This is a genomic window from Vicinamibacterales bacterium (assembly GCA_036504215.1).
GTDB lineage: Bacteria > Acidobacteriota > Vicinamibacteria > Vicinamibacterales > Fen-181 > FEN-299.
In genome coordinates, this window is the sequence record DASXVO010000054.1 from 195683 (window position 1) to 222282 (window position 26600).

At 67.0% G+C, this 26600-nt stretch carries 28 protein-coding genes; 14 read left to right on the top strand and 14 right to left on the bottom strand.

Annotated elements, in window-relative coordinates; all coding sequences use genetic code 11:
• The first annotated feature begins 127 nt into the window (after positions 1 to 127).
• The 6 genes from VGK32_15695 to VGK32_15720 all read left to right on the top strand — a co-directional run bounded on the left by VGK32_15695 (position 128) and on the right by VGK32_15720 (position 6382).
• A complete protein-coding gene (locus VGK32_15695; GenBank protein ID HEY3383214.1) occupies positions 128 to 580 on the top strand; it encodes a transposase in 453 nt (150 codons plus the stop codon).
• Positions 581 to 817: 237 nt separating this feature from the next.
• Positions 818 to 2308 carry a pyridoxal-phosphate dependent enzyme gene (locus tag VGK32_15700; protein HEY3383215.1) on the top strand — a complete coding sequence of 497 codons (1491 nt, stop codon included), beginning with the start codon at positions 818 to 820 and terminating at the stop codon, positions 2306 to 2308.
• 21 nt (positions 2309 to 2329) lie between these two features.
• Positions 2330 to 3781, top strand: coding sequence for a pyridoxal-phosphate dependent enzyme (locus tag VGK32_15705; protein ID HEY3383216.1), 1452 nt, complete (start codon positions 2330 to 2332; stop codon positions 3779 to 3781).
• Between the two features lie 636 nt (positions 3782 to 4417).
• Positions 4418 to 5095: a hypothetical protein gene (locus VGK32_15710; GenBank protein HEY3383217.1), complete on the top strand. Its 678-nt coding sequence runs from the start codon at positions 4418 to 4420 to the stop codon at positions 5093 to 5095.
• Between the two features lie 64 nt (positions 5096 to 5159).
• On the top strand, positions 5160 to 5819 hold the full coding sequence (locus tag VGK32_15715; protein HEY3383218.1) for a hypothetical protein: 660 nt from the start codon (positions 5160 to 5162) through the stop codon (positions 5817 to 5819).
• A gap of 257 nt (positions 5820 to 6076) precedes the next feature.
• Complete coding sequence (locus VGK32_15720; GenBank protein ID HEY3383219.1) at positions 6077 to 6382, top strand: hypothetical protein; 306 nt, start codon at positions 6077 to 6079, stop codon at positions 6380 to 6382.
• Between the two features lie 71 nt (positions 6383 to 6453).
• On the opposite strand, the gene VGK32_15725 is transcribed toward VGK32_15720, so the two are convergent.
• The 3 genes from VGK32_15725 to VGK32_15735 form a co-directional block, all read right to left on the bottom strand.
• Positions 6454 to 7143 carry a hypothetical protein gene (locus VGK32_15725; protein ID HEY3383220.1) on the bottom strand — a complete coding sequence of 230 codons (690 nt, stop codon included), beginning with the start codon at positions 7141 to 7143 and terminating at the stop codon, positions 6454 to 6456.
• A 39-nt stretch (positions 7144 to 7182) separates the two neighbouring features.
• Positions 7183 to 8385: a knotted carbamoyltransferase YgeW gene (gene ygeW / locus VGK32_15730; GenBank protein ID HEY3383221.1), complete on the bottom strand. Its 1203-nt coding sequence runs from the start codon at positions 8383 to 8385 to the stop codon at positions 7183 to 7185.
• 71 nt (positions 8386 to 8456) lie between these two features.
• The gene (locus tag VGK32_15735) at positions 8457 to 9674 is read right to left on the bottom strand and encodes a YgeY family selenium metabolism-linked hydrolase (protein HEY3383222.1); all 1218 of its coding nucleotides are present in this window, start codon (positions 9672 to 9674) and stop codon (positions 8457 to 8459) included.
• Positions 9675 to 9841: 167 nt separating this feature from the next.
• On the opposite strand from VGK32_15735, the gene VGK32_15740 reads away from it, so the two are divergent.
• From VGK32_15740 to lpxC, 4 genes are all read left to right on the top strand, one after another.
• Entirely contained in the window at positions 9842 to 10861 is a 1020-nt protein-coding gene (locus tag VGK32_15740; protein ID HEY3383223.1) for a DUF6599 family protein, read from the top strand.
• A gap of 16 nt (positions 10862 to 10877) precedes the next feature.
• Positions 10878 to 11732: a DUF362 domain-containing protein gene (locus VGK32_15745; protein ID HEY3383224.1), complete on the top strand. Its 855-nt coding sequence runs from the start codon at positions 10878 to 10880 to the stop codon at positions 11730 to 11732.
• 95 nt (positions 11733 to 11827) lie between these two features.
• The gene (uvrA, locus tag VGK32_15750) at positions 11828 to 14785 is read left to right on the top strand and encodes an excinuclease ABC subunit UvrA (GenBank protein HEY3383225.1); all 2958 of its coding nucleotides are present in this window, start codon (positions 11828 to 11830) and stop codon (positions 14783 to 14785) included.
• Positions 14786 to 14999: 214 nt separating this feature from the next.
• A complete protein-coding gene (lpxC, locus tag VGK32_15755; protein ID HEY3383226.1) occupies positions 15000 to 15914 on the top strand; it encodes a UDP-3-O-acyl-N-acetylglucosamine deacetylase in 915 nt (304 codons plus the stop codon).
• 269 nt (positions 15915 to 16183) lie between these two features.
• Here lpxC and VGK32_15760 read toward each other — a convergent pair whose 3' ends face one another.
• From VGK32_15760 to VGK32_15770, 3 genes are read right to left on the bottom strand one after another with little or no spacing between them, the layout of a single operon-like run.
• Positions 16184 to 16471, bottom strand: coding sequence for a hypothetical protein (locus VGK32_15760; GenBank protein HEY3383227.1), 288 nt, complete (start codon positions 16469 to 16471; stop codon positions 16184 to 16186).
• A 2-nt stretch (positions 16472 to 16473) separates the two neighbouring features.
• The gene (locus VGK32_15765) at positions 16474 to 16815 is read right to left on the bottom strand and encodes an STAS domain-containing protein (GenBank protein ID HEY3383228.1); all 342 of its coding nucleotides are present in this window, start codon (positions 16813 to 16815) and stop codon (positions 16474 to 16476) included.
• Positions 16812 to 17477 (bottom strand): sigma-70 family RNA polymerase sigma factor, encoded by a 666-nt coding sequence (locus VGK32_15770; GenBank protein HEY3383229.1) that lies wholly within the window; start codon positions 17475 to 17477, stop codon positions 16812 to 16814. The genes VGK32_15765 and VGK32_15770 overlap by 4 nt, the downstream gene beginning before the upstream one ends.
• A gap of 87 nt (positions 17478 to 17564) precedes the next feature.
• Here VGK32_15770 and lysA point away from each other — a divergent pair, with 87 nt between their 5' ends.
• Together lysA and tmk are read left to right on the top strand one after the other, a co-directional pair.
• The gene (gene lysA, locus VGK32_15775) at positions 17565 to 18821 is read left to right on the top strand and encodes a diaminopimelate decarboxylase (protein ID HEY3383230.1); all 1257 of its coding nucleotides are present in this window, start codon (positions 17565 to 17567) and stop codon (positions 18819 to 18821) included.
• An 81-nt stretch (positions 18822 to 18902) separates the two neighbouring features.
• Entirely contained in the window at positions 18903 to 19496 is a 594-nt protein-coding gene (tmk, locus tag VGK32_15780) for a dTMP kinase (GenBank protein HEY3383231.1), read from the top strand.
• Here the strand turns inward: tmk and VGK32_15785 are convergent.
• From VGK32_15785 to rplU, 6 genes are all read right to left on the bottom strand, one after another.
• A complete protein-coding gene (locus tag VGK32_15785) occupies positions 19378 to 20316 on the bottom strand; it encodes a ComF family protein (GenBank protein HEY3383232.1) in 939 nt (312 codons plus the stop codon). The genes tmk and VGK32_15785 overlap by 119 nt on opposite strands.
• A 36-nt stretch (positions 20317 to 20352) precedes the next feature.
• A complete protein-coding gene (gene rsfS, locus VGK32_15790; GenBank protein HEY3383233.1) occupies positions 20353 to 20760 on the bottom strand; it encodes a ribosome silencing factor in 408 nt (135 codons plus the stop codon).
• Positions 20761 to 20895: 135 nt separating this feature from the next.
• Positions 20896 to 21558, bottom strand: a complete 663-nt coding sequence (gene nadD / locus VGK32_15795) for a nicotinate-nucleotide adenylyltransferase (protein HEY3383234.1) — start codon at positions 21556 to 21558, stop codon at positions 20896 to 20898.
• Positions 21555 to 22583: a GTPase ObgE gene (gene obgE, locus VGK32_15800; protein HEY3383235.1), complete on the bottom strand. Its 1029-nt coding sequence runs from the start codon at positions 22581 to 22583 to the stop codon at positions 21555 to 21557. The genes nadD and obgE overlap by 4 nt, the downstream gene beginning before the upstream one ends.
• A gap of 37 nt (positions 22584 to 22620) precedes the next feature.
• Entirely contained in the window at positions 22621 to 22878 is a 258-nt protein-coding gene (rpmA, locus tag VGK32_15805; protein ID HEY3383236.1) for a 50S ribosomal protein L27, read from the bottom strand.
• Between the two features lie 16 nt (positions 22879 to 22894).
• Positions 22895 to 23209 (bottom strand): 50S ribosomal protein L21, encoded by a 315-nt coding sequence (gene rplU / locus VGK32_15810; protein ID HEY3383237.1) that lies wholly within the window; start codon positions 23207 to 23209, stop codon positions 22895 to 22897.
• A 212-nt stretch (positions 23210 to 23421) separates the two neighbouring features.
• Between rplU and VGK32_15815 the strand changes: the two genes are divergently transcribed.
• Entirely contained in the window at positions 23422 to 23682 is a 261-nt protein-coding gene (locus VGK32_15815) for a hypothetical protein (protein ID HEY3383238.1), read from the top strand.
• 345 nt (positions 23683 to 24027) lie between these two features.
• Here VGK32_15815 and VGK32_15820 read toward each other — a convergent pair whose 3' ends face one another.
• The gene (locus tag VGK32_15820; protein HEY3383239.1) at positions 24028 to 24819 is read right to left on the bottom strand and encodes a hypothetical protein; all 792 of its coding nucleotides are present in this window, start codon (positions 24817 to 24819) and stop codon (positions 24028 to 24030) included.
• Positions 24788 to 25144, bottom strand: coding sequence for a tetratricopeptide repeat protein (locus VGK32_15825; protein ID HEY3383240.1), 357 nt, complete (start codon positions 25142 to 25144; stop codon positions 24788 to 24790). The genes VGK32_15820 and VGK32_15825 overlap by 32 nt, the downstream gene beginning before the upstream one ends.
• A gap of 375 nt (positions 25145 to 25519) precedes the next feature.
• Between VGK32_15825 and dprA the strand changes: the two genes are divergently transcribed.
• Positions 25520 to 26590 (top strand): DNA-processing protein DprA, encoded by a 1071-nt coding sequence (gene dprA, locus VGK32_15830; protein HEY3383241.1) that lies wholly within the window; start codon positions 25520 to 25522, stop codon positions 26588 to 26590.
• Positions 26591 to 26600 lie beyond the last annotated feature (10 nt).

A 26600-nucleotide genomic window follows, 5' to 3' on the forward strand; every position in this document is an offset into this window, starting at 1 on the left:
GCCCGTGTTGGCCGCAGGATCTGCGTACCCCGCATCGCCCCACTGAGTGCAATTCTGCACCCGGTGTCACCAAGTACTCAGGTTCCGGCGCGTTTTCGCCGGCATCGCCCGTGCTTGATGCCTCCGCGTGGATCGTTTCTACCGGCGCAATCTCCCCCATTGGCGTGAGGAGCACGGCACACCTGCCTACTTCGTGACATGGCGCCTCGCCCGCGGCCAGGCCGCATTGACCGACGGAGAGCGAGATGTGGTGGCCGATGCGTTGCGGCATTTCGACGGCCGTCGATATCAACTCATCGGCTTCGTCGTCATGGATGACCACGTGCACGTTGTGGTTGTTCCGAGGGCAGGCGAGCGCCTCGAACGTCTGCTGCACAGTTGGAAGTCGTTCACGTCGCACCGATTCTGCCGCCATGGAGAGCGACGGCCGCCGATGTGGCAGGACGAGTACTTCGATCGCCTCCTGCGCACCGACGGAGAGCTGGACGAAAAGCTCGAGTACATCACAGGAAATCCATGGAAGCGATGGTCGAATCTGAAGGCGTACCGGTGGGTGTGGCCGCCGGCGGTGGCACGGTAGGCGGAGCGGCGTGCACGGGCGGGACGCCCGTGCCACCCAAGATCTCGTGCACGGGCGGCACGCCCGTGCCACTCAGGATCTCGGTCACGGGCGGGACGCCCGTGCCACCCACCATCGGGGCATGTGTCACTTCTGTGGACATGGTGAGCCTTCGCCAGTACGATGACCGATGGCGCAGGGACGGGACGCCCGTGCCACGCGGGGCTGCCACGTACTCAGTCAACTGGCGGACATATCATGAAGCGACTTGGGATTGAGAAGGACATCATCGATCGGTCGGTCTACGACCATTCCGTCTCGCGGTTCCGTGACGCCCGCATTCTTCTGCCGACGATCACCCAACTGGCCGACCCGACGCGGATTCCGTCGTCCATCCAGGAGGCGCTCGCAAGCATCGATCCGGATGCACCGCACCCGCTCAACCTGTTTCGCGTGCACTGGTACAACGGGGGTGACCGCCGGCACGGCGTGCCGACACCGGACCATCTCGTCCTGCCCGAGTCGCTGACCGGCGTTCGCGCGCCAATCATCGTGGCGCTCGGCAATCGCTTCCCGATGATCCGCGCCCACAAGGTGCTCGCGGCGTACGGCTGCCTCGCGCCACGGGTCATCACCGGCCAGTTCGATCCAACCGTCCACAAGGCGATCTGGCCGTCCACCGGGAACTACTGCCGCGGCGGCGTCGCCATCTCACGGATCATGGGCTGTCACGGGGTCGCCATTCTGCCGGAAGGCATGAGCGAGGAACGGTTCCGCTGGCTGGAGGCGTGGATCAGCGCCCCGTCCGACATCATCCGGACGCCCGGTTCGGAGAGCAACGTCAAGGAGATCTACGACGCGTGCGCCGCGCTCGAACGCGACCCGCACAACATCATCTTCAACCAGTTCTGCGAGTTCGGAAACTACCTGGCACACTACACGTGCACCGGCCGCGCCCTCGAGCGGATTGTCGACGCGCACGATCCGGCTGGTCATCAGCGCGTGGCGGCGTACGTGTCGGCCACGGGTTCGGCTGGAACGCTCGGTGCCGGCGATTACCTGAAGGACCGGTTCGGCGCGCGTATTGTCGCCGTCGAGGCGGCGGAGTGCCCGACGCTCCTCTACAACGGATTTGGCGAGCACAACATCCAGGGCATCGGCGACAAGCACGTGCCGTTCATCCACAACGTGATGAACACCGACGTGGCGGTTGCGGTGTCGGACGCCGCGACGGACGGTCTCGGCGTGCTGTTCAGCTCGCCCGCCGGCCGCGAGTATCTCGTCAATCGCCGCGAGGTGCCGCAGACCGTCGTGGACGCGCTGGTGTCGCTCGGCCTGTCCAGCATCTGCAACGTGCTCGCGGCCATCAAGACGGCGAAATACTACGACCTCGGCCCCGACGAGATGGTGCTGACCGTGGCCACCGACGGCGCCGAGATGTACGGCAGCGAACGTGACAAGGCGCTCACGCGGCGGTTCGGCGGCAGATTCGATCAGGTGAACGCCGGGGAAGTCTTCGCGCAGCACCTTCTCGGCGCGGCGACGGATCACCTGCTGGAACTGTCCACGGTCGATCGCACGCGCATCTTCAACCTCGGCTATTACACGTGGGTCGAGCAGCAGGGTGTTACCGTGCACGAATTCAACGCGCGTCGCCAACAGACGTTCTGGAAGGATCTACGCCACATCCTGCCGGCCTGGGATGCGATGATCGATGAGTTCAACGCGCGGACCGGCGTGGTGGTCTGAGTTCCCGTCCAAGACTGAACCATGGATCCGACCTGTCTCACTGAACCGACGTTCACCTGCGCAGGCTGCGGCGCGATGATGCCGGCGGCGGATGGCGGTCACGCGCCCTTCGCGTGTTCCGCGGCACGGCCCGGGGACGACATCGACCACGTCGTCCGGCGGCACTTCGATCCCGCCGGGCGCTCTTTTCCGCCGTCGGAGGAAGCCAACCCCTTCGTCCGCTATCGGGCCCTCTCCTCGGCGCACCAACTCGCGCTCGCACGGGGTCTGACCGACGAGCAGTTCGTCGGCATCGTGCGTGAACTCGACGCGTCGGTGGCGACGGTCGACGGCGCGGGATTCCGGGCCACGCCGTTCGCTCCCGCGCCCGCCCTCAGTCGACAGCTCGGTTGCGCGGACGATGGGATGGTCTGGGTGAAGGACGAGACCGCGAACGTGTCGGGCTCGCACAAGGCGCGACACCTGATGGGTGTGATGCTCTACCTGCAGGTGTTGCAGCGTGTCACGGGCACGACGGACCGCTCGACGCTCGCCATCGCCAGTTGCGGCAACGCGGCGCTGGCGGCCGGCGTCGTGGCGCGCGCGGCCGGCTGGCCGCTCGAGGTCTTCGTCCCGCCGTCGGCTGACGCCGCGGTCGTCGCGCGACTCATCGCGCTCGAGGCGCAGATCCACCTCGCCCATCGCCGAGACGGCGTTGCAGGCGATCCCTGCTATCTTTCGTTCCGGGAATCGCTGTCGGCGGGCGCCCTGCCGTTCTGCTGCCAGGGGAGCGACAACGGCCTGACCATCGAGGGCGGTGAAACGGTGGCGTGGGAGATGATCTCCAGCCTGCAGCAGTCGCCCGACATCAACTGGCAGTCGCAGCGGCGTCCGATCGACGCGGTCTTCGTCCAGGTCGGCGGCGGGGCTCTCGCCAGTTCCCTCGTCCAGGGATTCGTGGACGCCTATCGCCTGGGCGCGGTGACGTGGCTGCCGCGGTTCTATACGGTCCAGACGAGCGGCGGGTATCCGCTGAAGCGGGCGTACGACGGGGTGGCGGAGCGGATTCTCGAGCGCGTGCCGCTGGTCGTCGAGCAGGGCTTCAGCCCGGCCGCCGATCGTGAACGCGCGGACCTGATGGCCGCCCACCCGTCGATTATCGACGAGGAGTTGCAGCACGCGCGCACCCACCGGTCGGCATTCATGCGGCCGTGGGAGAAGGAGCCGCACAGCATCGCCCACGGCATCCTGGACGATGAAACCTACGACTGGGCCGCGGTGGTCGAAGGGATGTTGCGGTCGGGCGGGTGGCCGCTCGTCGTCGGGGAGGACCGGCTGCTCGAAGCGAACATCGCCGCCCATCAGGGAACGGGCATCGACGTGGACCATACCGGCTCTGCCGGCCTTGCCGGCCTGATGAAAGCGATTGGCATCGACACGCGCCTGGCCGGCGAACGGGTTGCCGTGATCTTCTCGGGTCGCACCCGGTCGTAGCCTTCATCGTTGCCGCCCCAACGGACTTCGAATGTTCGTTCTCCGTGGGTTCGCGTGCCTCGCGTCGATCTCCTGTCCCGCCGCCGCATGCCCATCGCGGCCTTCATCAGGCTCGCCACGCAATCGAACGAGTACTGTGCCCAGATGATCCGGGACTGCAACCCTCGCGCCGCGGACTTCTGGAGTCCGCCGGGGAACGGCAGGAGAGCGGTGCAGCGCGGGCGGCGGTGACGGCGCGATCCAATACACGTCCGTCTCAGTCTCGTAATCATCGAGAAATATTCCGCGCAACACCCCTTGAAAAGAGCGCTCCCAGACCTACGTTCGATACCAGTCCGCCCGAGATCGTCGAGGCGTAGCCCTGCGACAGGTCGGAGCCGAACCTGACCGCCCGCCGTTGGCCGTGTTCTTCGGGCTGTATCTCCCTGGTTGCGCCGGATCCACGAGGCCGTATGTCGTCACACATCTCAGGGGCGCGAGCTCGCGCACCTCCTGGTAGCTCAGCAACTGCCCGTAGACGGGTTGCGCCCCAACGGACCCCAATCCTGTGGCAAGTCTGCGTCCTCCCCAAGAAGTCGGTTCGGGCTGGGCAGGGGACGCAGCGACTCGTCGGACTGAATTACAGGAGGAAGCGCGATGCGACGGACTCACCTCGTCATCAAGCCGTCTCTGATCATCGCGATCTGTCTGGGTACGATCGGCCCACTCTGGTCGGCCGGGTGTTGCACGCCCCTGAAGCTGTCGAGCGTGGCAGTGGCTCCATGCCCGCAGCAGCGCGACTGGTGGTGCTGGGCAGCAACAACCGAGCAGATTTCTGCCCTGTACGGGCACCGCGTGGACCAGTGCTCATCAGCCGGCTTCGTGCACGGAACGCCGCCGGACTGCTGCACCGGCTGCACTGGGAACTGCCCATGTTGGGGATCGGGATGGGGAGCCTCAATCGCCGACATGAGCAACAACTGGAAGCACTGGAACTTCACGTTCACCTATGTCTCGAGCAGCCTGGCGTGGGATGAACTGAGGAGGACGCTGTCAACTCAGCCGTTCTGCCGCCGCAGCCCGGTACAGGCAATCTGGTGGTGGACCGGCGGCGGCGGGCATGTGGTCACCTTGTACGGCTACGTCGAGGTCGGTGGCCAGAAATACGTGTCCTACCTGAACCCGTGGCCGCCGAGCTGCAGCACCAACAACAAGCAATGCTCCTCCGTGTCGCCTGCGGGAGACGATGTGGTATCGACGTTCGATGCATTCGTGAGCGATGGCAGTCATAGCTGGGGAGACAGCTTCTACGCGTTCAAGCACAAGGGCTCGTAGCCCGCGGTAAAGCGTCTTCAGGCCGGGGGGTGTTATGAAGACGATGATGGTGTCGTCTGGAAGCGTGCTCATTGTCGTGGTTGTCTTGCTTGCCGTAACGGCAGCTCAGGAACGGGCGCTCGTCGCCGAAGCAAGAACCGGCGTCTTCGCGCAAGCAGCACTGGCCCAGTACGTTCGGGACATTGTCACCCAGGAGAATTACGCCCGGTTCGGCTTCAAGAGCCTCGCGGATGCTCGCAGCGCGCGTGTCGGTACGCCGCTGCACGTCTTCGAGATCGACCTCAGGAGTCTCAAGGCGTACCGGTCTGGTGCCGGAGTGAAATCGATGCTCCGTGATGCCGAGGTGCTCTGGTTCCCGGTGACCGTTGCAGGCGCGGTCATCACGAAGGTCGAGATTGTGGGGAAGGACAATAGACTGATTGCTGGCGAGTTCGGAGGCATGAGAAGCGCCCAGGCAACGGCTGCAGCGAATAGCGACTTCGCCGTTCGGCTCGAGGAGCGAGGCATCGCTCGGGCTGCAGGTTTTGCCCCGGCGCTCGTTCGAGTGCCGGCGCTTGGTGTCACCCTGCTCTATGCCGAAACATCGGGCGGCGAGTTCCTGCTGCCGGCGGAGACCAACCCCGAGCGCTTTGGCTTAAACACGGGGAAGGTGTATGCGGCCGCCGAGGTGCTGAGCGCGCTGGCAACCGCAGCTCAGCAGGTCGACGAGAAGAAGATCAAGTAGGCCCCTGACGTCCGACCGACACTCGTTGGACGTTGGCGCCCAGGTATTTGGATGGGCTGAACACTCAGATTCACACCGAACGACAGACGCCTGCCACCCGGCACGCTCGCGGACGAGGAGACGCATCTCGCGTGCCTGGGGCACTGCGGCAGAACATCGTCAGCACCAGTCCGTTGCGCCGCCCGGTGGCCGTACACTCCACCCGGTCGTAACCTTCATCCGCGAGCCCGTCAGATCCTCCCGACAGGAGGACTGCCATGCTGCTGCGATCGGGTTACGTTGTCGGCGCCCTGCTTGTACTGACCCTCACGTCGATCTACCTCGTGGCGAAGGTCCGGCCAATGAGCGCGTCCTGGGCGTGGCGCTTCACGTGGCTGGCCGCCGTGTCGGTCATCGCCTTCGTTGTGTGCGTGCTCCTGCACAATCTCGTCAGCGGTCTGCTCCGGGCCGAGGAGCCGGTGTTCTTCATCCTCGCGGTGATCGTCTCGCCGCTGACGTTTCTCATCGGCGTGATCGGCGCGATCGTGGCGTCGATCGTCACCCGAGGCCACGCGTCGTGCTGAACTCCCTCACAAGCGGGACGCCCGTGCCACACGGCACGGCTGGACGTGTGTGTGGCCAACACTCGAGGCCGCTACCAGTTCCACAGACGCCAGACGGCATCGGCGATCCACCACGCGCCGACCAGGCGAAAGACCCAGAGCGTGCGGCCGATCCCGAGCAGGGCCAGGTTGTGGATCGGGAAGGGGCAGCGGAGGCCGGGCGCCTCTTCGCCTGGCGCCCCGAGAATGGCCGACGACGCACCGGTAACGGGAACGGGAACGGAAACCGGAGAACGGAGCAACGACCCGACCGAGGCCGCGACGACCGTCAGTGCCACGGTGACGCGAAAGAACACCGCGACGTGGTCGTGCGAGAGCAACGGTCGGCCGACCGCTGTAACGAGCGAGTTGCCGAGGAGCACGAGGAGCGGCACGAAGATCCCGATCGCGATGAGGTAGCGGTGGCGCACGACGAACGCCAGGAACCGCGTGACCGACGCGGCGTGCGCCTCCGAACACGCCGCCATCGACCACGTGCGGCCACCGGACTCGACAGGCAATCGGACGTTCACCCCGACGCGCCCGCACCACAGGCACCGGACGTCAGCGAACTTCGCCACCCACGGCATGGCGACGATCCGGTGGCCGAACATCACCGCGAGACCGAGACCCACCGACCATGCCGGCCCGAACGGCTGGCGAAGAAAGAGAAACAGCACGAGCGGAATGAAGAGGAACAGGAACAGCCCCTGCGCGCTCATGGCCCACCCGTCATTCTTCACCCGTCCGCCTTCGCCCATCCGCCCGCCGCCTTGCCGCCGTCATCCTCGTGTCCCCCCCTGTCGACGCTGGACGTTGCGCTCGACGCACGCGCCCAGCACGGCCGCCGGGTCCTTGAACCTCGTGGCGAGGATCATCGCGGCGATCACGAAGGGCTTGTGGCTGGCCTCGCGGTAGGTCTGCAGCCGATAGCGCTCGAATACCGACGCGCCCACCTCGCCGGCCGGGCAGCTCACGTCGGTCACGTCGGCCGGCAGGCAGTGCATGTAGAGAGCCTGTCCGCCCTTCGTGAGCTTCATCAGCGACTCGGTGCACTCCCAGTGCTTGAACCGTGCGTTGTTGGCGAGCGCCTCGCGCTCGAGGTCGGCCAGCTTCGCCGACTCGCCGGCGCGCAGCAGGCGGGTGCGATCACGCATCACCCGCGCCGGTGCCCAGCTCTTCGGGTAGACGATGTCCGCATCGCGGAAGGCCTCGTCCATCGACGTGGCGACAGAGAACGATCCGCCGCTCGCGGCGGCGAACTTGCGAGCGGCGTCCAGCGGTTCGTCCACCAGGTCGTAGCCCTCCGGGTGCGCCAGCACCACGTGCATACCGAACCGGGACATCAGCGACACGATGCCCTGCGGGACCGAGAGCGGCTTGCCATAGCTCGGCGAGTAGGCCCAGGTCATCGCGATCTTCCTGCCCTTCAGCGCGTCGAGGCTGCCGAAGGTGGAGATGAGATGCCGCAGGTCGGCCATGCTCTGTGTCGGATGATCGAGGTCGCACTGCAGGTTCACCACGGCCGGCCGCTGCAGCAAGACGCCATGCTGCGAACTCTCGCACAGCGCGTCGCTGACCTGCATCATGTACTTGTGGCCTTCGCCGAGGAACATGTCGTCGCGAATGCCGATGACCTCGGTGAGGAACGAGATCATCGCCGCCGTCTCGCGCACCGTCTCGCCGTGCGCGATTTGCGACGTGGATTCATCGAGTTCCTCGGTCATCAGGCCGAGCAGGTTGCAGCCGGATCTGAACGCATACCGTGTCCGCGTGGACTTGTCGCGGAAGATCGAGATGCCGAGGCCGGTTTCGAACACGCGCGCCGACACGCCGGCGGCCGCGAGGTCCTGCAGGATCTCGGCGATCAGCAACACGCTGCGGATCGTCTGCTCCGGGTACTGCCACGTGAGCAGGAAGTCCTTGTCGTGCAGCCCGGTCGGCATCGACGCGAGCGCGGAGAGTGCAGTGGAGATCTTGGACATAGACGTCAGGGGTCAGTGGTCAGGATTGAGGGTCATTCCACACAGGGGGCGCGGCGGCCTCTCTGTAGAGATCACCGCGTCCTCGTCTTCAAGTATTCGGAACCGAACACCGCGTAGAATGCCGCCGCCAGCGTCAGGTGTTCGACCGGACACTGGTCTTCCGGCGTGTGGGCGTGGATCTCGTTGGCCGGACCGAAGCCGACGGTCGGCACGCCGAACAGCCCGCACGTCGCGATGCCGTTGGTCGAGAACGTCCACTTGTCGACGACCGGTGGCCGGTGGAGCGCCTGTTCTGCCGCCGATACCGCTGCCCGCACGGCGGGATCGGCTTCCTCGACCACCCAGGTCGGGTAGTACTTCTTCGTCGGATACGTGAGGCCCGTGTAGGACTCGCGGGCGTAGTCGAGCACGGTGACCGTCGCGCCGGCCGCTGCCACGCTCTCGAGCGCGCCGATCTGCGCGACCGCCTTTTCGAGCGTCTCGCCACGGGTGAGCCGACGATCGAGGTGGATCGTGCAGCTATCCGCCACCGCGCAGAGCGATGGGGATGTCGAGCGGATCTCGGCAATTGTCACCGAACCCTTGCCCAGGAACTGATCGGCGGATTCGGCCAGCCGGTCGTTCAGCCGCTCGATGTCCGCGACAATCGGCGCCATCGTGTAGACGGCGTTCACGCCCCGCTCGGGCGCCGATCCGTGGCAGGACAGGCCCTGCGTCCGGACCTCCATCTCCATGCGGCCGCGGTGCCCGCGGTACACGTTGAGGTTCGTCGGCTCGGTGATGACGACGACCTCCGGTTTCAGGACGCCCTCTCTGAGGATGTACTGCCAGCACAGGCCATCGCAGTCCTCCTCCATGACGGTGCCCGTCACCCAGACTTGCACGCCATCGAGCAACCCCAGCTCCTTCGCGATGCGCGCCCCATGGACCGCCGCGGCAATACCGGCCTCCTGATCGGACGCGCCCCGCCCATAGATGACGCCGTCCTTCAGTTCGCCTCGGTACGGGTCTCGTCTCCACGTGGACGCGTCCCCAACGCCAACGGTGTCCAGGTGCCCGTCGATCGCCAGCACGACTGGGCCTTCACCAACGCGTCCGAGCACGTTGCCGAGCCCGTCGATCTTCACTTCGTCGAAGCCGACCCGGCGCATTTCCCGCGCCACGCAGGCGACGACCGCCCGTTCCCCGGCGCTCTCGGAGGGAATCGCGATCATGTCGCGGAGGAACGTCGTCATCTCGCCGGTATAGGCCGCAGCCCGCGCTGCCACCTCCCTGGTCTTCTCACGCATGGCACTCTCGCTTTCCTGGGAGGCAAGTATGCCGGAGGGGGCCGCGACGGGGCAAGCCACTCCGACCCGGTGCGCCCGGCGCCAGTCACGGACCTACCCGCTCCGGCAAAACCTATGGATAATGGCGGCGTGGTGATCGCACGTTTCGGTGTGCGGGTGAGCGGACGATGAGATCTGTCATTGTGCTGATGAGTGTGGCGCTGGCTGCCGGGTGTTCGGGGCCGGCCAAGACCCCGGCGGCGGGCCAGTCGATGCCTCGGGCCTCTGCGGCCGTCGCGTCTCGAGGCGACACGAAAGGACCGACCGTGAACTTGCCATCGCGGGTCGGTGGGTGGACGCGGGCTGAGACGCCGAGGCGCGTCACGGCAGCCACGATCTTCGACTACATGGATGGCGGCGGCGAGCTCTACCTCGCCTACCGTTTCGACCATCTCGACGTCTTCGAGTACGTGGCGGCCGACGCGGCGGTCGGCACGATTCTCGTCGAACTCTACTGGATGCGGGGATCGGACGATGCCTTCGGGTTGCTGTCCACCGACTGGACGGGTGAACCGATTCCCGTCGGGGGCGAGGCCGGTCACTCGTTGCCGACCGTGCCGCCGCATCGCGCGCTGTACGGCGCGGGGCTGCTGCGCCTCTGGTCGGACAACCTCTACGTGAGAATCCTCGCGTCGCGCGAGACGCCGGCGTCGCGCGGGGCCGTCCTCCAGCTCGCCAGGGCCATCGTCGAACCACGGCGGACGACGCTCCAGCCGGCGTTCCTGGTGTCGGTTCCGCAGCGTGCCAACGGCGCAGTCCTTCGAACCGACCGCACCTGTTTCTTCCGCTCGCACCTGGTGCTCAACTCGGCGTTCTTCGTCGCGTCGAAGGACATTCTCGGACTCGGTCCGGCCGTGGACGCGGTGACGACGGAGTACGCCAGGCCGGGAGGCATGGACCGGCCGATGCGCCTGATCCTCGTGCGCTATCAGACCCCTGAGGCCGCAGCGGCAGGGCTGACGGCGTTCGTCCAGGCGTACGTTCCGGAAGCCGCGAAGAAGGAGAGCCATGCCGCTGCGGGCGCCGTCCAGGTCGAACACGGCTTCGTGGCGTGGGCGCAGAAGGGACATGCCCTGGCCATCGTCGTCGACGCCGCCGATTCCCAGACCGGGCGCGCACTGGCCGATGCCGCCGCGCGGTCACACTGAACGGAGTGGAGCACGTATGAGCGGCAAGCACACGATCACGCGGCGGGATTTCGTGAGGGGGACGGTGGGGGCGATGACGGTGTCGGCGCTGCCGCAGCCGGCCAGGCGTTCGCCGCGCGCGGCCCGCGTTGTCATCGTGCGTGACCAGCAGGCGCTTGGTGCGGCGCACGACGTGAATCGAGCGGTGCTCGATCGGATGCTGGCTGACACGGTGATGCGGGTCACCGGGGAGCGCAGCGCAAAGGCCGCGTGGCTGTCGCTCGTGAAACCGACGGACACGGTCGGCCTCGTGCCGACGCCGCACCTCAACCCGACGCACCGCGAGCTGGTCGAGGCCGTGCGGAAGGCGCTCGTCGAGGCGGGCGTGCCAGCGGGCCGAATCATGGAGGCCCAGGGCGGCATCGACAAGCCGAGGGCGTGCACCGCGCTCATCGCGATGCCAGGCCTGAAAGCCCACTGGCTGACCGGCATCGGCACCGTCATGAAGCTCTACATCATGTATTCCGGCCGGCCGAGCAGTTATCACGGGGAGGATGCCGCAAATCTCGCGGAGACCTGGCTGCTGCCGGACGTGAAAGGGAAGACGAAGCTCGTGCTGGTGGACGCGCTGCGCCCCCTGTGCGACAAGGGGCCCCAGCCCGACCCGCGGTACATGTGGGACTACAAGGGACTCATCGCCGGCACCGACCCTGTGGCCGTGGACGCCGTCGGGATGCAGATCATCATGGCGAAACGGAAAGCGCTGAGGGGCGGGGACTGGCCGTTGTCGCCGCCGCCGCTCTGCATCTCCGCGGCCGACGAGAAGTTCGGCCTCGGCACGAGCCGGCTCGATGAGATCAAGATAGAGCGGGCCGGCTGGTCAGGGGAGTAGCAGCGCCGATGAGCGGCTCGACCCGGCGACCGTGGTAGAATTTCCTGTTTGGGCGACAGGAAAGGACGCTGGCCTAGGGCCGGCAGCCGGGGTACATGGGTCACGATTGGATCGCCGTTCGCGGCGCCCGCGTCCACAACCTCAAGAACATCGACGTGGACCTGCCGCGCGGGCAGCTCGTGGTCATCACGGGACTGTCCGGCTCCGGGAAATCGTCGCTCGCCTTCGACACGATCTACGCCGAGGGACAGCGCCGCTATGTCGAGTCGCTCTCGGCGTACGCCCGGCAGTTCCTCGAGCAGATGGAGAAGCCGGACGTCGACCTGATCGACGGCCTGTCGCCCGCCATCTCCATCGAGCAGAAGACCACCGCCTCCAACCCGCGGTCGACCGTCGGCACCGTCACCGAGATCTACGACTACCTGCGGCTGCTCTTCGCCAACATCGGTGTGCCGCACTGCCATGCGTGCGGCCGCGAAATCACGTCACAGTCACTTGCCCAGATCATCGACCTCGTGCTCGCGTTCCCGTCGGACGAACGCATCAACGTGCTCGCGCCGATCGTTCGCGGCAGGAAGGGCGAGTTCAAGAAGGACCTGGCGGCGCTGCGGGCGCGGGGATTCATGCGGGCGCGGATCGACGGCCAGGTGCGGGCGCTCGACGAGGACATTGCGCTGGATCGCCGCCGCAACCACACGATCGAAGTCGTCGTGGACCGGCTGCTCGTTCGCCCGGGCATCGAGCGCCGGCTCACGGATTCCGTCGAGATGGCGCTCTCGCTCTCCGACGACATCGTCATCATCAACAGCGTCGAGGCCGGAGACCGCCTGTTCTCGCGGCGGCTGGCGTGCGTCGACTGCGGCATCAGCATGCCGGAGATGACGCCGCGCGCCTTCTCGTTCAACTCGCCCCACGGCGCATGCCCGGAATGCCAGGGCCTGGGGTCGATGTTCGACTTCGATCCGGTGCGGCTCGTCCCCGATCCGTCGGTGTCGCTGCTCGACGGTGCGATTGCGCCGTGGGCGCAAGGCGACAAGCGACTGGTGCGGGAGGCGCTGACAGCGCTCGGCCAGCACTTCGCGATCGACCTCGCGGTGCCGTTCGAGAAGCTGCCGCGCCGCTCGCGGGACGTGCTGCTGCTCGGACCCGACGCCGCCAGGCACGCGAATGGCGACGGCAGCGGGGACGGACACGGCAATGGGAACGGGAACGGGAACGGAACGCGCCCCCGTCGCGTCGCCGATCCGTACGGGCGGGACTTCGAGGGGCTGATTCCGAACCTGCGCCGACGGTTCGAGCAGGGCACGTGGAGCGACCAGGAGGAACTGGAACGCTATCGATCGCTCCGCCCGTGTCCGGTCTGCCACGGCGAGCGGCTCAAACCGCAGAGCCGGAGCGTGCGCGTCAAAGGGCGGACGATCACCGAGTACGTCGACTTGCCGCTCGGCGACGCGCTGGCCGCGTTCGAGGCGATGCCGCTCACCGACCGCGAACAGTTGATTGCCGGCCGCATCCTGCGCGAGATCCAGGAGCGGCTCCACTTCCTCACCGACGTCGGCGTCGCGTACCTGACGCTCGGGCGGAGCGCGGCCACGCTCTCCGGTGGGGAAGGCCAGCGCATCCGGCTGGCGACGCAGATCGGGGCGAGCCTGCGCGGCGTGCTCTACGTGCTCGACGAGCCGTCGATCGGCCTCCACCAGCGGGACAACCGCCGCCTGCTCGCGACGCTGCGGCGCCTGCGCGATCTCGGCAACAGCGTGATCGTCGTCGAGCACGACGAGGAGACGATCCGCACGGCCGACTACCTCGTCGATCTCGGGCCTGGAGCTGGGGAGCACGGTGGTCACGTGATATTCCAGGGGCGACCGTCGGCGCTATTGGCGGCTGCCGCCCGCGACATCACTCCGGGAGAGACGTCCTTGCGACCGGGTGACATCTCTCCGGGAATGGTGTCGCTGACCGGCCAGTACCTCCGCGGCGAACGGGTCATCGCCACGCCGGCGTCGCGTCGGCCGACCGATCGCGGGGAACTGGTGATTCGCGGCGCGCGGGCCAACAACCTCAAGAACGTGGACGTCCGGATACCGCTCGGCGTCTTGACGGCGGTGACGGGCGTGAGCGGATCCGGCAAGTCCACGCTCGTCAACGACATTCTCTACCGGTCGCTGGCGAAGGTGCTCTACCGCGCGGCGGACGAACCGGGTGCGCACGACGCCATCGACGGCATCACGCTCGTGGACAAGGTCATCGAGATCGACCAGTCGCCGATCGGACGGACCCCACGCTCGAACCCGGCGACCTACACCGGGCTCTTCACGTTCATCCGCGAGTTGTTCGCGGTGCTGCCCGAAGCCAAGGCGCGCGGTTTCAAGCCGGGCCGGTTCTCCTTCAACGTGAAGGGCGGCCGATGCGAGTCGTGCCAGGGTGACGGCGTCATCGCGGTCGAGATGCACTTCCTGCCGAATGTCTACGTCACGTGCGAGGAGTGCAAGGGCCGTCGCTACAACCGGGAGACGCTCGAGATCCGCTACCGTGGCAAGTCGATCGCCGAGGTGCTGGATTTGACGGTCGAGCAGGCGCTCGAACTGCTCGAGAACTTCCCGCCGATCGCGAACAAGCTTCGAACACTCCAGGAAGTGGGTCTCGGGTACATCAAGCTGGGACAGTCAGCGACGACGCTGAGCGGCGGCGAGGCGCAGCGGGTCAAGCTGGCGAAGGAACTGTCGCGCCGGGGAACCGGAAAGACGCTCTACATCCTCGACGAACCGACAACCGGCCTGCACTTCGAGGACACGCGCAAGTTGCTCGATGTGCTCGGCCGTCTGGTGGACCAGGGGAACGCGGTCGTCGTCATCGAGCACAACCTCGATGTCATCAAGTCGGCCGATCACGTCATCGATCTGGGCCCGGAAGGCGGCGAGGAGGGCGGGCGGGTCGTCGCGAGCGGAACGCCGGAAGAGGTGTCGCGAATCCATGCATCTCATACCGGCCGCTTTCTGGCCGAGATGTTTGGGCGAAAGCCCTTGAGGCTGGTGACCCGTTTGGCTGGATAGTCAACTGTGGTAATATCGCCACACTCATGGGCAGGGCACCTGTGGTTGAGACACCACAAGCGGTTCGGCCAGCCCCGCAAATCGGAGCGCGTTCTGACGCTAAGTCGTTACTGCAGAGTTCATTGGCGAGTGGGTCCCGGAGTAGGGCGTGATGGTATGGCGCTTGCTCTTCCGCTAGTTGCCTTATTCCCCTACTCGTGCGTATGAGAGGCTAATGGACTCACAACGGACTCTTCGTCGACAGGTCTCCTGCGCCGGGATTGGACTTCACTCCGGCAATAAGGTCACCCTCTCACTCAAGCCCGCACCCGCCAATTCGGGGATCCGTTTTCGTCGCACCGATCTCGGCGGTCTCGAGATCGACGCGACGGTCGGCAATCTGGCCGGCATCCAGTATGCGACCGGGCTGACACAGAACGAGGGGTCGGTCGAGACGGTCGAGCACCTGCTCGCGGCGCTGGTGAGTCTCGGCATCGACAACGTCATCGTCGAATTGAACTACCCCGAGGTGCCGATCATGGACGGCAGCGCGGCGCCGTTCGTGTATCTGATCCACGAGGCGGGCATCAAGCCGCTGGCGGTGCCGAAGCGCTTCCTCCGGATTACGCGGCCGATCGAGCTGACGCGTGGTGACAAGCGGATCGCCCTGTTTCCGTGCGATCACTTCAAGATCACCTACTCGATCAGCTACGACCACCCGCTCCTCCGACACCAGGCGCGGACGATGAGCATCACCGAGGCGGCGTTCACCGAGCAGATCGCGCCCGCACGCACCTTCACGTTCCTCAAGGAAGTCGAGTTGTTGCGGCAGCACGGCTTCGCGCTCGGCGGGTCGCTCGAGAACGCGGTGGTCATCGGCGAGACGGGCGTCCTGAACAACCCGCTGCGGTTCGACGACGAGTTCGTCCGCCACAAGATTCTGGATGCGATTGGCGACCTGGCGCTTCTGGGTCACCCGGTGATCGGCCACCTGGTCGCGCACCGGGGCGGTCACGCGCTGCACACGGCGTTCGCGGCGAGGCTCATGGAAGAGCGCGACGCGTGGGAGTTCGTCGAGCAGCCGCTGATCGCGCCGCTGGGCGTCCCGGCCACCTCTCCGCTCGGGAGCGCGGCCACGGTCGGCAGCTAGCGTCCTGTAACCGTAATCTGCCACCGAATTCCCGGGCGGGGCGTCCCGGTTGGCGGCGTTGCTCCGGGACTTCGGCAACGAACCACCGTGACGGGACACTGGCGGCCGGGTCCTGGCGGACGAGGAGATTTCAGAACCGGATACACGGTGCGCTGAACGGCTGAAGACGACAACGCGGAACGAACCGGCTCAACGGCCGTTTGGTTCCGCGTTTTGCTTTTCCGTCTTCCGTTCGCCGTTCTCCTTCGAGCAGCGCGAGCGGGCGTCGGTCAGCGGGCGTGCTTCTTGGTTCCGGTGCTCGCCAGTTTCTGCATGTAGCTCGCGAGCCGTTCGTTCTCGAACCGCACGGTGTTGTGGAACAGGCTCTCGGCGAGATAGTCGCGGCGCTCGACGTCCGTCATCTGGTCGATCAGGTGCCGGATCTCCTGCATCATGTCCTCGTAGGACCGATCGAGCTGGCGCTTGGCCGTCACCTCCTGGAAGAGCGTCTCGATGATGGCCAGCAGGTCGCCGTCGAGGGCGATATCGGCGCCGGTTGTGGTGGTGATGTTCCGCATGGTTACCCCCCGAAGCTCGTGATCGCGCTCGCCTCGTCGGGATGGATTTCCAGGAAATTCTGCGCGCCGGTCATGGTGAGCATCGTTTCGACGCGCTTTTGAACCCCGGCGAGCTTCAGCTTGCCGCCCGCGCTGGTGGCCTGGCGGTACAGGTCCATCAGGCAGCCGATGCTGGCGCTGTCGATGTAGTTGACACCCGCCAGATCGATCACGACCTTCTTGTCGCCGCTCGCGAGCAGCGACGCGACCGAACCGGCGAAGTCCGACAGCAGCGGGTACATGAGCCGCGCCTCGCCGACGCGGACGATCGCGATGTCTCCCGTTCGAGTGATCGTCAAGTTCATTCAGCCCCTCCGGTCCGGTGCACGTGCGTCCCACGCGAGGTGCCGCCGAGCGGCCGCGCCTCCACCCGGCGCCCATCGGCCTCCTCGCGAAGCTTCAGGATCTGCCGGGCCAGTTCCTTCCGGCCTCGGTTGATCCGCGATTTCACCGTCCCCTCGGGGAGACGGAGGCGCTCGGCAATCTCCTGGTAGGAGAGTTCCTGGATGTCGCGCAGCAGCACGGCCATCCGCAGCGACTGTGGCAGCGTTTGCAGGGCCTGGCGGAGCAGCGCCGCCAGGTCGCGGTTCTCGAGGGTGGCCAGCGGGCTCGCCGTGGGTGACACCGGGGAGGTGTCCTCGGCTGTGACGTCGCGGTCGATCGTCTGGCGTTCCTTGCGGACGCTGCGGTAGTGGTCGATGCACAGATTCCGGCTCACGCTGATGAGCCACGTCTGGAAGTTGGCCCGGCGATCGAAGGTGTCGAGCGAGCGGAAGATCTTCAGGAAGATCTCCTGCGTCAGATCCTCGGCCTGATCGTGCGATCCGACGAACTTGTAGGCGACATTGAAGACCTTGCGCCAGTACTGTCGGACGATCTGCTCCCACGCGTACTGATCCCCGCCGAGGCAGCGCTCGATCAGGTCGTCGACGACGGGCGGCTGCGGGGTGAGGAGCTGGGCTGTCATTCAGTAGCGCCGTGGCGGGAATGGGGATGATAGCAGAGCGTTTTTCGCGATGTCAAACTGCCGCCGTCGGGTAGAATCACGCACGTGATGGAACGACGCGACCAGACGTTCGCCTTCGACGCCACGCTCGGGCTCACCTGCGACGGCATCCCGCTCGCCGAGATCGCGGCGCGCGTCGGCACTCCAACCTACGTGTACAGTGCGGCGTCGATCCGCGGGGCGTGGACGCGGCTCGACTCGGCGTTCGCGTCCGTGCCCCACGCCGTGCACTATGCGCTCAAGGCGAACTCCACGCGCGCGATCCTGCGCCTCCTGCGCGCGCTCGGAAGCGGCGGCGATGCGAACTCGGTTGGCGAGATCGAAGTCGCGCTCTGTGCCGGGTTCGGCCCGGAGGACCTCGTGTTCACCGGCGTCGGCAAGCGGCAGGACGAACTACGGCGCGCCGTCGAGCTGGGCGTCAAGACGATCAACGTCGAGTCGGCGGGCGAGCTGGAGCGAATCGACGAGTTGGCCACGGCCCGCGGGGTGCGTGCACGCGTCGCCATTCGCCTCAATCCCGACATCGACGCGGGCAGCCATCCCCACATCTCGACCGGCCGGCGCCTCAACAAGTTCGGCGTTCCAATCGATCGGGCCCGGCAACTCTACCGGGAGGCGGCCGCGCGCCCCGGCCTCAGGCCCGTCGGCGTCCACATCCATATCGGATCGCAGATCACGGATCTGAACCCGCTCGAGCGCGCGGCCGAGGCGCTCGTCGCGTTGGCTCTCGAGCTCCGAGCCGACGGCATTGGCATCGAGCACGTGGACGTTGGCGGGGGGCTGGGCATCCCGTACGACGGCAGTTCGACGCCCACCGTCGACGAGTACGCGAACGCGCTGCTGCCAATCGTCAAGGACACCGGCTTCACCGTGCTCCTCGAGCCCGGCCGCGTCATCGTGGGACCGTCTGCGGTGCTGCTCGCACGCGTGATCGACGTGAAGTCGAACGACGGCGACAAGCCGTTCGTCGTGCTCGATGCCGGCATGACGGAGTTGCTGCGGCCCGCGCTCTACGGCGCCTATCACCGAATCGAGCCGGTGCAGCCCCGACCGGGCGAGCCGGCGCTGTGCGAGGTGGTCGGGCCGCTCTGCGAGAGCAGCGACACGGTGGGGAAGGACCGGATGCTGCCGCCGCTGGAGGTTGGCGACCTGGTGGCCGTGCTCGACGCGGGCGCGTACGGGTCGGCCATGTCCTTCACCTACAACCGCCGGCCCCTGCCCTGCGAGGTGATGGTGGACCACGGCCAGTGGGACGTCATCCGTCGCCGGCAGACGATCGAGGACATGACGGCGCTCGAAGTGTAGCGGGCAGGCGGCAAGGCGGCTTGCCCTGAGCGAGCGGAGCGAGTCGAAGGAGCAGGCGGCGAGGCGGAGAGGCGAGCTTGCATGACGGGAATTCTCATCGCGTTCGAAGGACTGGATCAGAGCGGGAAGGAGACGCAAGCCCGGCTCCTCGGGGCGCGGCTGACCGAGGCGGGCCGGCGCGTGTTGCCGGTCACGTTTCCCGACTACTCGACGCCGATCGGCACCGAGTTGCACCGCGCGCTGCACGGCGAACGGGACTACGGGCCTGACGTGATCCAGATGCTGATGATCGCGAACCGGTACGAGTGGAAGCCGGCAATCGTCCGGGCGATGGGCGAAGGGCAGGTCGTGATCGCTGATCGCTACCTCGCGTCGAGCGTGGCGTACGGCGAGGCGCAGGGCCTCGACGCCGACTGGCTGTTCGACGCCCAGAAGTACCTGCCGGCGCCGGCGCTCACCGTGATGATCGACATCGCCCCGGAGACGGCCGCCGGCCGAAAGCGCGCGAACCGCGATCGATTCGAGCAGGACCTCGCCATGCTCGCCCGTGTCCGCGTCAGCTACCGGCGCCAGGCAACCCGCCCGGGCTGGATCGCTGTCGACGGGGAGCGCTCGATCGAGGCCGTGGCTGCGGATGTGGCCCGTGCCGCGTCGACAACGCTCGCGCAGCCGTGAGCGCGCGAACCTCCCGCACGCCGTATTCCAGCAACGCGTTCGCACACGCCTCCAGCGTGGCGCCCGTGGTGTTCACATCGTCCACCAGGACCACGCACGCGCCTTCGAGGCGTCTCGCGTTCGCGTCACCCGTTCGCCACCACCGGCGGCGCCGCGCGAACGCACGTCCCAGGTTCCGACGCCGTTCGGTCGCCGTCAACCCGAACTGTGCCCGGGTGTACCGCACGCGGCGCAGCGCGCAGCAGACGGGCAGCCCGAGGTGCCGCGCCAAATCCTCCGCCTGGTTGAAGCCGCGCGTATAGCGGCGGCGCCAGTGCAACGGGACCGGGACGACCAGATCCGCGCCGGCCAGCACATCGGCCCCTCGGACGCGCATGAGGCGGGCCAGAGGCGCAGCCAGCGTGCGCCGTCCCTCGTACTTCAGCGCGTGGACGATCTGCCTGAGCGCGCCGTCGTAGGCGCCAGCCGCCCGGCTGCGGACGATGAGCGGCGCATGGTTCAGGCAGCGGGCACAGATGCACGCCCCGACACGATCCTCGCGCGGCACCGCGTCGCCGCAGGCGTCACAGAGCGGCGGAGTCAGCGGGTGAACGGACTGCCAGCAGGCGGCGCAGACGGGGCCGGCCGACGGGGTGTCGAGAGGCACATCGCACGCGAGGCAGCGGGGGGCGAGGAGGATGCCCAGGACGGGTTCGACGCACGTCGAACGAAGCACGGAGAAGGCGGACCGGAGGAGGGAGAGCGGCGAGCGGAGAACGGCGACCCGAAAGCGAACCACTGAGACCGGAGAGGAACGATGCCCCGTCGTCGCTGACTGCATCTGCCCTTCTCCGTGCTCCGTGCTCCGCGGTGGGCGCTAGGTCTTCCGCTTCGCCTTCGGCTCGTCAGGTAACGCCACGCGCTCGGCGCTGCCCCACAGGCGCTCGAGGGCGTAGAACTCCCGGCGCTCGGTGTTGAAGACGTGGACGATGAAATCGAAGTAGTCGAGCAGGATCCATTCGGCCCGCTCGAAGCCCTCGACGTGGGCAGGCTTCACCTGGGCGTTCCGGAGCGAGTCCTCGACTGCATCCGCGATCGCCTGCACCTGCCGGGTGTTCTGGCCGGAGCAGATGACGAAGAAGTCGGTGAAGCTGGCGAGTTGGCGCAAATCCAGCGCCACCACGTCCACCGCCTTCTTGTCGCGCGCGGCCTGGACGGCCTGCTCAATCGCGGCGGGCAAGCCTTCGTTCTTCGAGTGTGCCTTCCGACCGTCGGTTGTACTCATGCAAGTTGCTCTCCGCTTCGGTTCGCTCCGCTCACTCAGGGCGAGCCGCCTTCGTGCCTCAACCGTCCGTCCGCGTTTCGGCGGGGCAAGCGCGCCTGCTTGGCGTTCGGCCTGTCCGCCTTTCCCCGTTGGCGGCTATTCCCGATACAGGCCGTGCCGCCGAATGTGGTCCTCGACCGCGGCCGGGACGAAGGTCTCGAGCGATTGACCAGCCCGTGCCCTCGCCCGGATTTCCGTCGACGATACATCCGGCGTGTCGGCGGTCACCAGGAAGATGCGCGGGGATTCGACCACTCCGGCCGGCATTTTCGCCCTCGATTCCGCCATGCGCATCCGTGGGGCCAGGTCCGGCAGGCGCGACTCGAGCGCGTCGAACGATCGTCCCGGCCGCGAGATGACGATGAAGTGCGCGAGGTCGAGGACGGCCGGATAGTCGTGCCAGGTGGCAATATCTGCAAACGCGTCGGTGCCCGTGATGAAGAAGAGTTGCGATGCCGGCGTGCCGGACCGGTGAAGCGCGCGCAGTGTGACCGCGGTGTACGACGGCCCCGGCTGCCGCAGCTCGACGTCGGACGCGGTCAACTGCGGATGGCCTCCGATCGCCAGCGAGACCATCGCGAACCGATGAAACGCCGATGCGTGTGGCGAACGGGGACGGTGCGGCGGATGGTGAGACGGGATCAACAGGACACGGTCGAGCGCAAGCGCGGCGCTGGCCGCCTGGGCCGCGGCGAGATGTCCAAGATGCACGGGGTCGAACGTGCCGCCGAGAATCCCCGTCAGGCCCGCGCCCGTCATTCGTCCGGCTCCGCGAGCCGGCCGATGATGCCGCGCCACATGGCTTCGAGCAGCTCCCGCACGCCTTCGCCCGTTACCGCAGAGACGCGGAACAGCGGGAGGCCGAGGCTCTCGGCTTTCGCCGTCAGGCGCGCGAGGCGTTCCGGATCGTCGAGCGCATCCACCTTGTTCGCCGCGACGAGCTGCGGACGGTCGAGCATCTCCGCCTGGAACAGCAGCAGTTCGTGGCGGATGACATCGAGGTCGGCATCCGGTTCGCGCCCGGAAGCGGATGACACGTCAACGAGGTAGACAATCACCTTCGTCCGCTCGATGTGGCGCAGGAACTGGTGGCCGAGGCCCTGCCCCCGGTGCGCGCCCTCGATCAGGCCTGGCACGTCGGCGACCACGAAGCTGCGGTCGTCGCCCAGCCGGACGACGCCGAGGTGCGGTGTCAGCGTGGTGAACGGATAGTCCGCGATCTTCGGCTTGGCCGCCGAGATGCGCGAGATGAGCGTCGATTTGCCGGCGTTCGGGTAACCGACCAGGCCCACGTCAGCCAGCAACTTGAGCTGGAGACGAAGCGCCCAGATCTCGCCGGGCGTGCCGGGGTCGGCGCGCCGCGGGGCGCGGTTGGTCGAGCTGACGAACTGCGCGTTGCCGCGTCCGCCCTTCCCGCCCTGGGCGACGAGCGCCCGCTGACCTTCCTCGGTCAGATCGACGACGAGGGTCGGCTCGCCGCCCTCCGGGTCGATCCGGTGGACGACCGTGCCGACCGGAACCTCGAGGGCGAGGTCCGCGCCGTTGTGTCCGTGGCGGTTGGATCCCTCGCCGTGGCCGCCGCGGCGGGCATGGAATTCGGGATGGAAGCGGAAGTTGACGAGGGTATTGAGGTGCGGGCTGGCGACGAGAAACACCGATCCGCCGTCGCCGCCGTCGCCGCCGTTCGGGCCGCCGCGGGGCACGAACTTCTCGCGGCGAAAGCTGACGCACCCGCGGCCACCATCGCCCGCGGACACCCGGATGTCGACCTCGTCAACGAACATTCAGTAGGTCGCAATCACGGCGCGGGCCGGGCCCGCGCTATTCGATGGGCAGGACGCTGATCTTGCGGCCGTGGCCCCCATGATCCTCGAAACGCACGCGGCCAGTCACCTTGGCGAACAGCGAGTCGTCTTTCGCCAGCCCCACGTTGAGACCCGCGCTGAAGCGACGTCCGCGCTGCCGGATGAGGATGGACCCTCCGGTCACGATGTTGCCGTCGTGGCGCTTCACGCCCAGCCGCTGGGAATTGCTGTCGCGGCCGTTGCGGGAGCTGCCCTGTCCTTTCTTGTGTGCCATGACCTATGACCCCAACCTACAGAACGATTTCCTTGACGGTGACCCGCGTGTACGTGCTGCGGTGACCCTTGGTCCGCCGCATCCCCTTGCGCCGCTTCTTCTTGAAGACGCGGATCTTGGGGCCCCGCGAGGTACCTTCCACGACGGCCACGACGCGCGCGCCCGCCACGAAGGGGGCGCCGGCCATCAGTTCGCCGCCGTCCTTTTCCACGACCAGCACCTGGTCAAAATTGACCTCGGCGCCCTTGTCCTTGCCGAGGTGATCGACCACGAGCGTTTCGCCCGGGACCATCTTCACCTGGTGCCCGCCACATTGAACAATCGCGTACACGCCTGTATCTCCTGTCGATGTCGCAGTGGCCGCGGGCGACTCGGCCCGCGGTGCTGCGCGCGAGCGCACAAGCCCCTGCCGGGGCATCCCGGACACTGGGAAACAACTAGGTTACCAGTACTTGGCTGGTTTGTGAAGGCCGCCTGAGCGTTTGCGGCTTCTTGGGGACCGGGAGGACGTGCGCGGTCCGTCAATCCGTCTCGCGGGTGACCATGGAGAGGAAGGAGATCGGTGGCTCAGCGGGCGCTGGCGGCGGCACGGATCTCTTCGACATCGAGATGCACATGCACGGCCTCAAGAGTTTTCGCGACGAGTTCAGCAAGGCGGTCACCATCCAGGTCGGCAAGCTCCTGGTTCCTGTCCTGCCGCTCGATCGCATCATCGCCAGCACACGCCGGGCCGGTCGTCCCGAGGACAAGGCCATCTTGCCCGTCCTCGAAGACGCGCTGCGCGTCCTGCGACACCGGAAGTAGTCTTCATTCCTATCGACGTTCCCCGTCCCGCAGCGACTGCTGTGCCCGGGCGGGGCGGCTCTTCCGAACGGCGCCCACGGCGTCCGATCACGCCACAGTACGTGACCCGCCGCCGCGGAGACGCGGTGTATGCGTCGTATCGTCCAGGCCGTTCGCTCTGACGCACGCGATCAGGCCTGCTGAGGGGAGGCCGACATGAACCGGCACCGCGTGCGGCGCGCAGGCTTGCGGCGAAGCTGATTGAGGAGTTGCTGCCAGCGATGCGAAAGGCACGTGGCGAGGCGCCGGTCCGCGGCCTGAGTGTCCGTCAGGCGGCCGGTGTTGCTCGCTCAGCACAAAGTCCGTCTACTTCAGCAGCGTCCTCGTGCCCCTGATCTTCTGGCTGCTCAGCGTGCCGAGGAAGCCGGGAATCAGGCGATCCATCAGCTCGAAGAAGGAGGACAGCGCCGGCGTGTCCTGCTGCGGGTTGTACAGCACCTCTTCGCGGAACGTCTCGGAGTAGAGCGTCGCGCCCGTCCGGCCATCGATGAAGACGAACCGCGGCCGGAGGATGTACCCCTTGCGCTCCATGTATGCGCGAACCGGCTCGACCGTGCGCCGGCCGTACGCATCGATCTGCTCCCGCTCGCGCTGCACGTATCCGGACCGCGCATGCGGCGTGAACAGCACCGTGCCGGTCACAATCAGCGGGCTCTGGAACTCCTCGCCGAGCTTCTTCCAGTAGTTGGCGTTCGCGAACACGGTGTCGTACGCCTCGAGGTCCTTCTCGTCCTTGATCTGCTTGGGCAGCGTCGAGGCTTTGGCGGGGTCCGGCGCGCCGGCGCCCGTGCCGTCGCCTTCGGCCGGCTTCTGCTCGGCGGCCACCTCGGTCAGCGGGATGACGTCGGCCTCGATCACCTTCATGTTCGACTTCGTGCGCAACTGGCTGCGCAGGAGCCGCACCGTCTCCATGTTCGCATCCACGTCGTCGGATCCGCCGGCGACGAAGCCGGCGACCAGGACGCGCTGGAACGGCGAGACATCGAGCTTCGGCGTGATCGGCGTCTCGATGGCCACCTCGTACGAACTGGTGCCGCAGGCGCCGACCGAGAGCGCCGCAGCCAGGCTAGCGAGTGCGACGACGGCTCGCGCGGTCATTGATTTCCTTGAAGAATTCGTAGTTTTGACGGACGAGCACGTTCTTCGGGGCGAGCGCCATCGCCTTCTCGTAGGCCTGGCGCGCCTTGTCGAACAGTCCCTCGTGCTCGTACGCGATGGCCAGGTTGTTGTACGCGGCGGCGTATTGCGGGTCGAGCTCGACGGCTTTCTCCCAGCGGAACAGGGCCTCTTTCCAGAGACCCTTCTGGGCGACGTCGATGCCGAACGCGACCTGGGCCTTCGCCTCGCTCCTGGCGTTCGCGGCGAGCGCCAGGGGAGCGGCAACGGCAATCATCAGCAGAGTGAAGGCAACGATCCTGCGCATCGGACTCCTAAGGATGATCCCACTATAGTCGTTCGCCCCTGGACTGGCAATTGACCGACACCATCGTCTCCCCAGGTGCTACAGCAAAGCCGGTGCCACCGAGGATCCTGCGATTCTCCGGCACGTGTTGAGACCCGGTTTACGACATTCGTCGGACGCGTCACCCGGGAGGGACGGATCGCCGCCACCCCTTGCGTCGTCACGTTCCGCTCCCTATATTGACGATGAGGTCGGGCGCCGCCGGTTCCGGCGGTGCGCTGGATCTCTGTCCGCCAGAGTGTCCTGCTCACCCATCTAGTTTGCCGTTCTCATCCCAATCGCGACGTCGGAGCCGCGAAAGCCGGTCGGCCGCCGCGTGCGGAGGCGAGGGGGGACATGCTGGCGCTCGAAGACTACGTGGCACTGTCCGGCTGGTGGAAACCGCGGCGAACGGAAGTCCCGGACTTCCTGCGGCGGTCGTCCGACGACCTGGTGCTCGAGCAGGTCATCGACGCGGTACGCCCGGGTCTCGCGCCCGACGCGATTGCCGCAAGGCTGCGTACGCGGGCGGCCCACGACCTGGCCAAGGCCGCCAGTCTCGACATCCTGACGATTCCGTGGGGCGATCCGCGGTATCCGCGCCTCCTCGGGGCCATTCCCGATCCGCCGCTGGTGCTGTGGCTGAAGGGACAGCCCGAGTCGCTCCACAGGCCCTGCGTGGCGATGGTCGGGTCGAGGGCGGCGTCGCCATACGGGCTCGAGGTGGTGTCGCGGCTGGCAGGCGAACTGGCCGCCGCCGGCGCCACCATCGTCAGCGGGCTGGCGCGCGGCGTGGATTCGGCCGGGCACCGCGCCGCCCTGGGGGCGGATGGCGACACGGTGGCGGTCCTGGGATCGGGGCCGGACATCGTGTATCCGCCCGAGCATGGGGCGCTGGCGGCGACGATAGCCGAGCGGGGCGCGCTCGTCAGCGAGTGGCCGCCGGGCACGCCGCCCGAGCGCTTTCGATTTCCGGCGCGCAATCGCATCATCAGCGGTCTCTCCCTGGCTGTCATTGTCATCGAAGCCGCGGAGAAGAGCGGGTCACTCATCACGGCCGAATTCGCCCTGTCGCAGGGCCGTGAGGTCATGGCGGTGCCCGGCAGCGTGCTCTCAGGCCGCCACACCGGCTGCCACCACCTGCTCCGCGACGGCGCCACGCTGGTCGAAACGTCGGGTGACGTGCTGGCGGTGCTCCGAACCAGTTCCCTCCGGCCACTGCTCGAATCCTCCGGCCAATCAACCGTCCTCGACAACCCCATCCTGTCGGCGATGGTGGCCGGCGAGAGCTACGACTTGGACGGAATAGGCCGCCAGACCGGCCAGACTCCGGCTCAGCTCCTGCCCGGTCTGCTCGAACTCGAGTTGCAGGGCTCGATTCGCCGCGTTCGGAGCGGCAGGTTCGTGCGAGCCGGGCGAACGTGCTAACGTAAGTCGG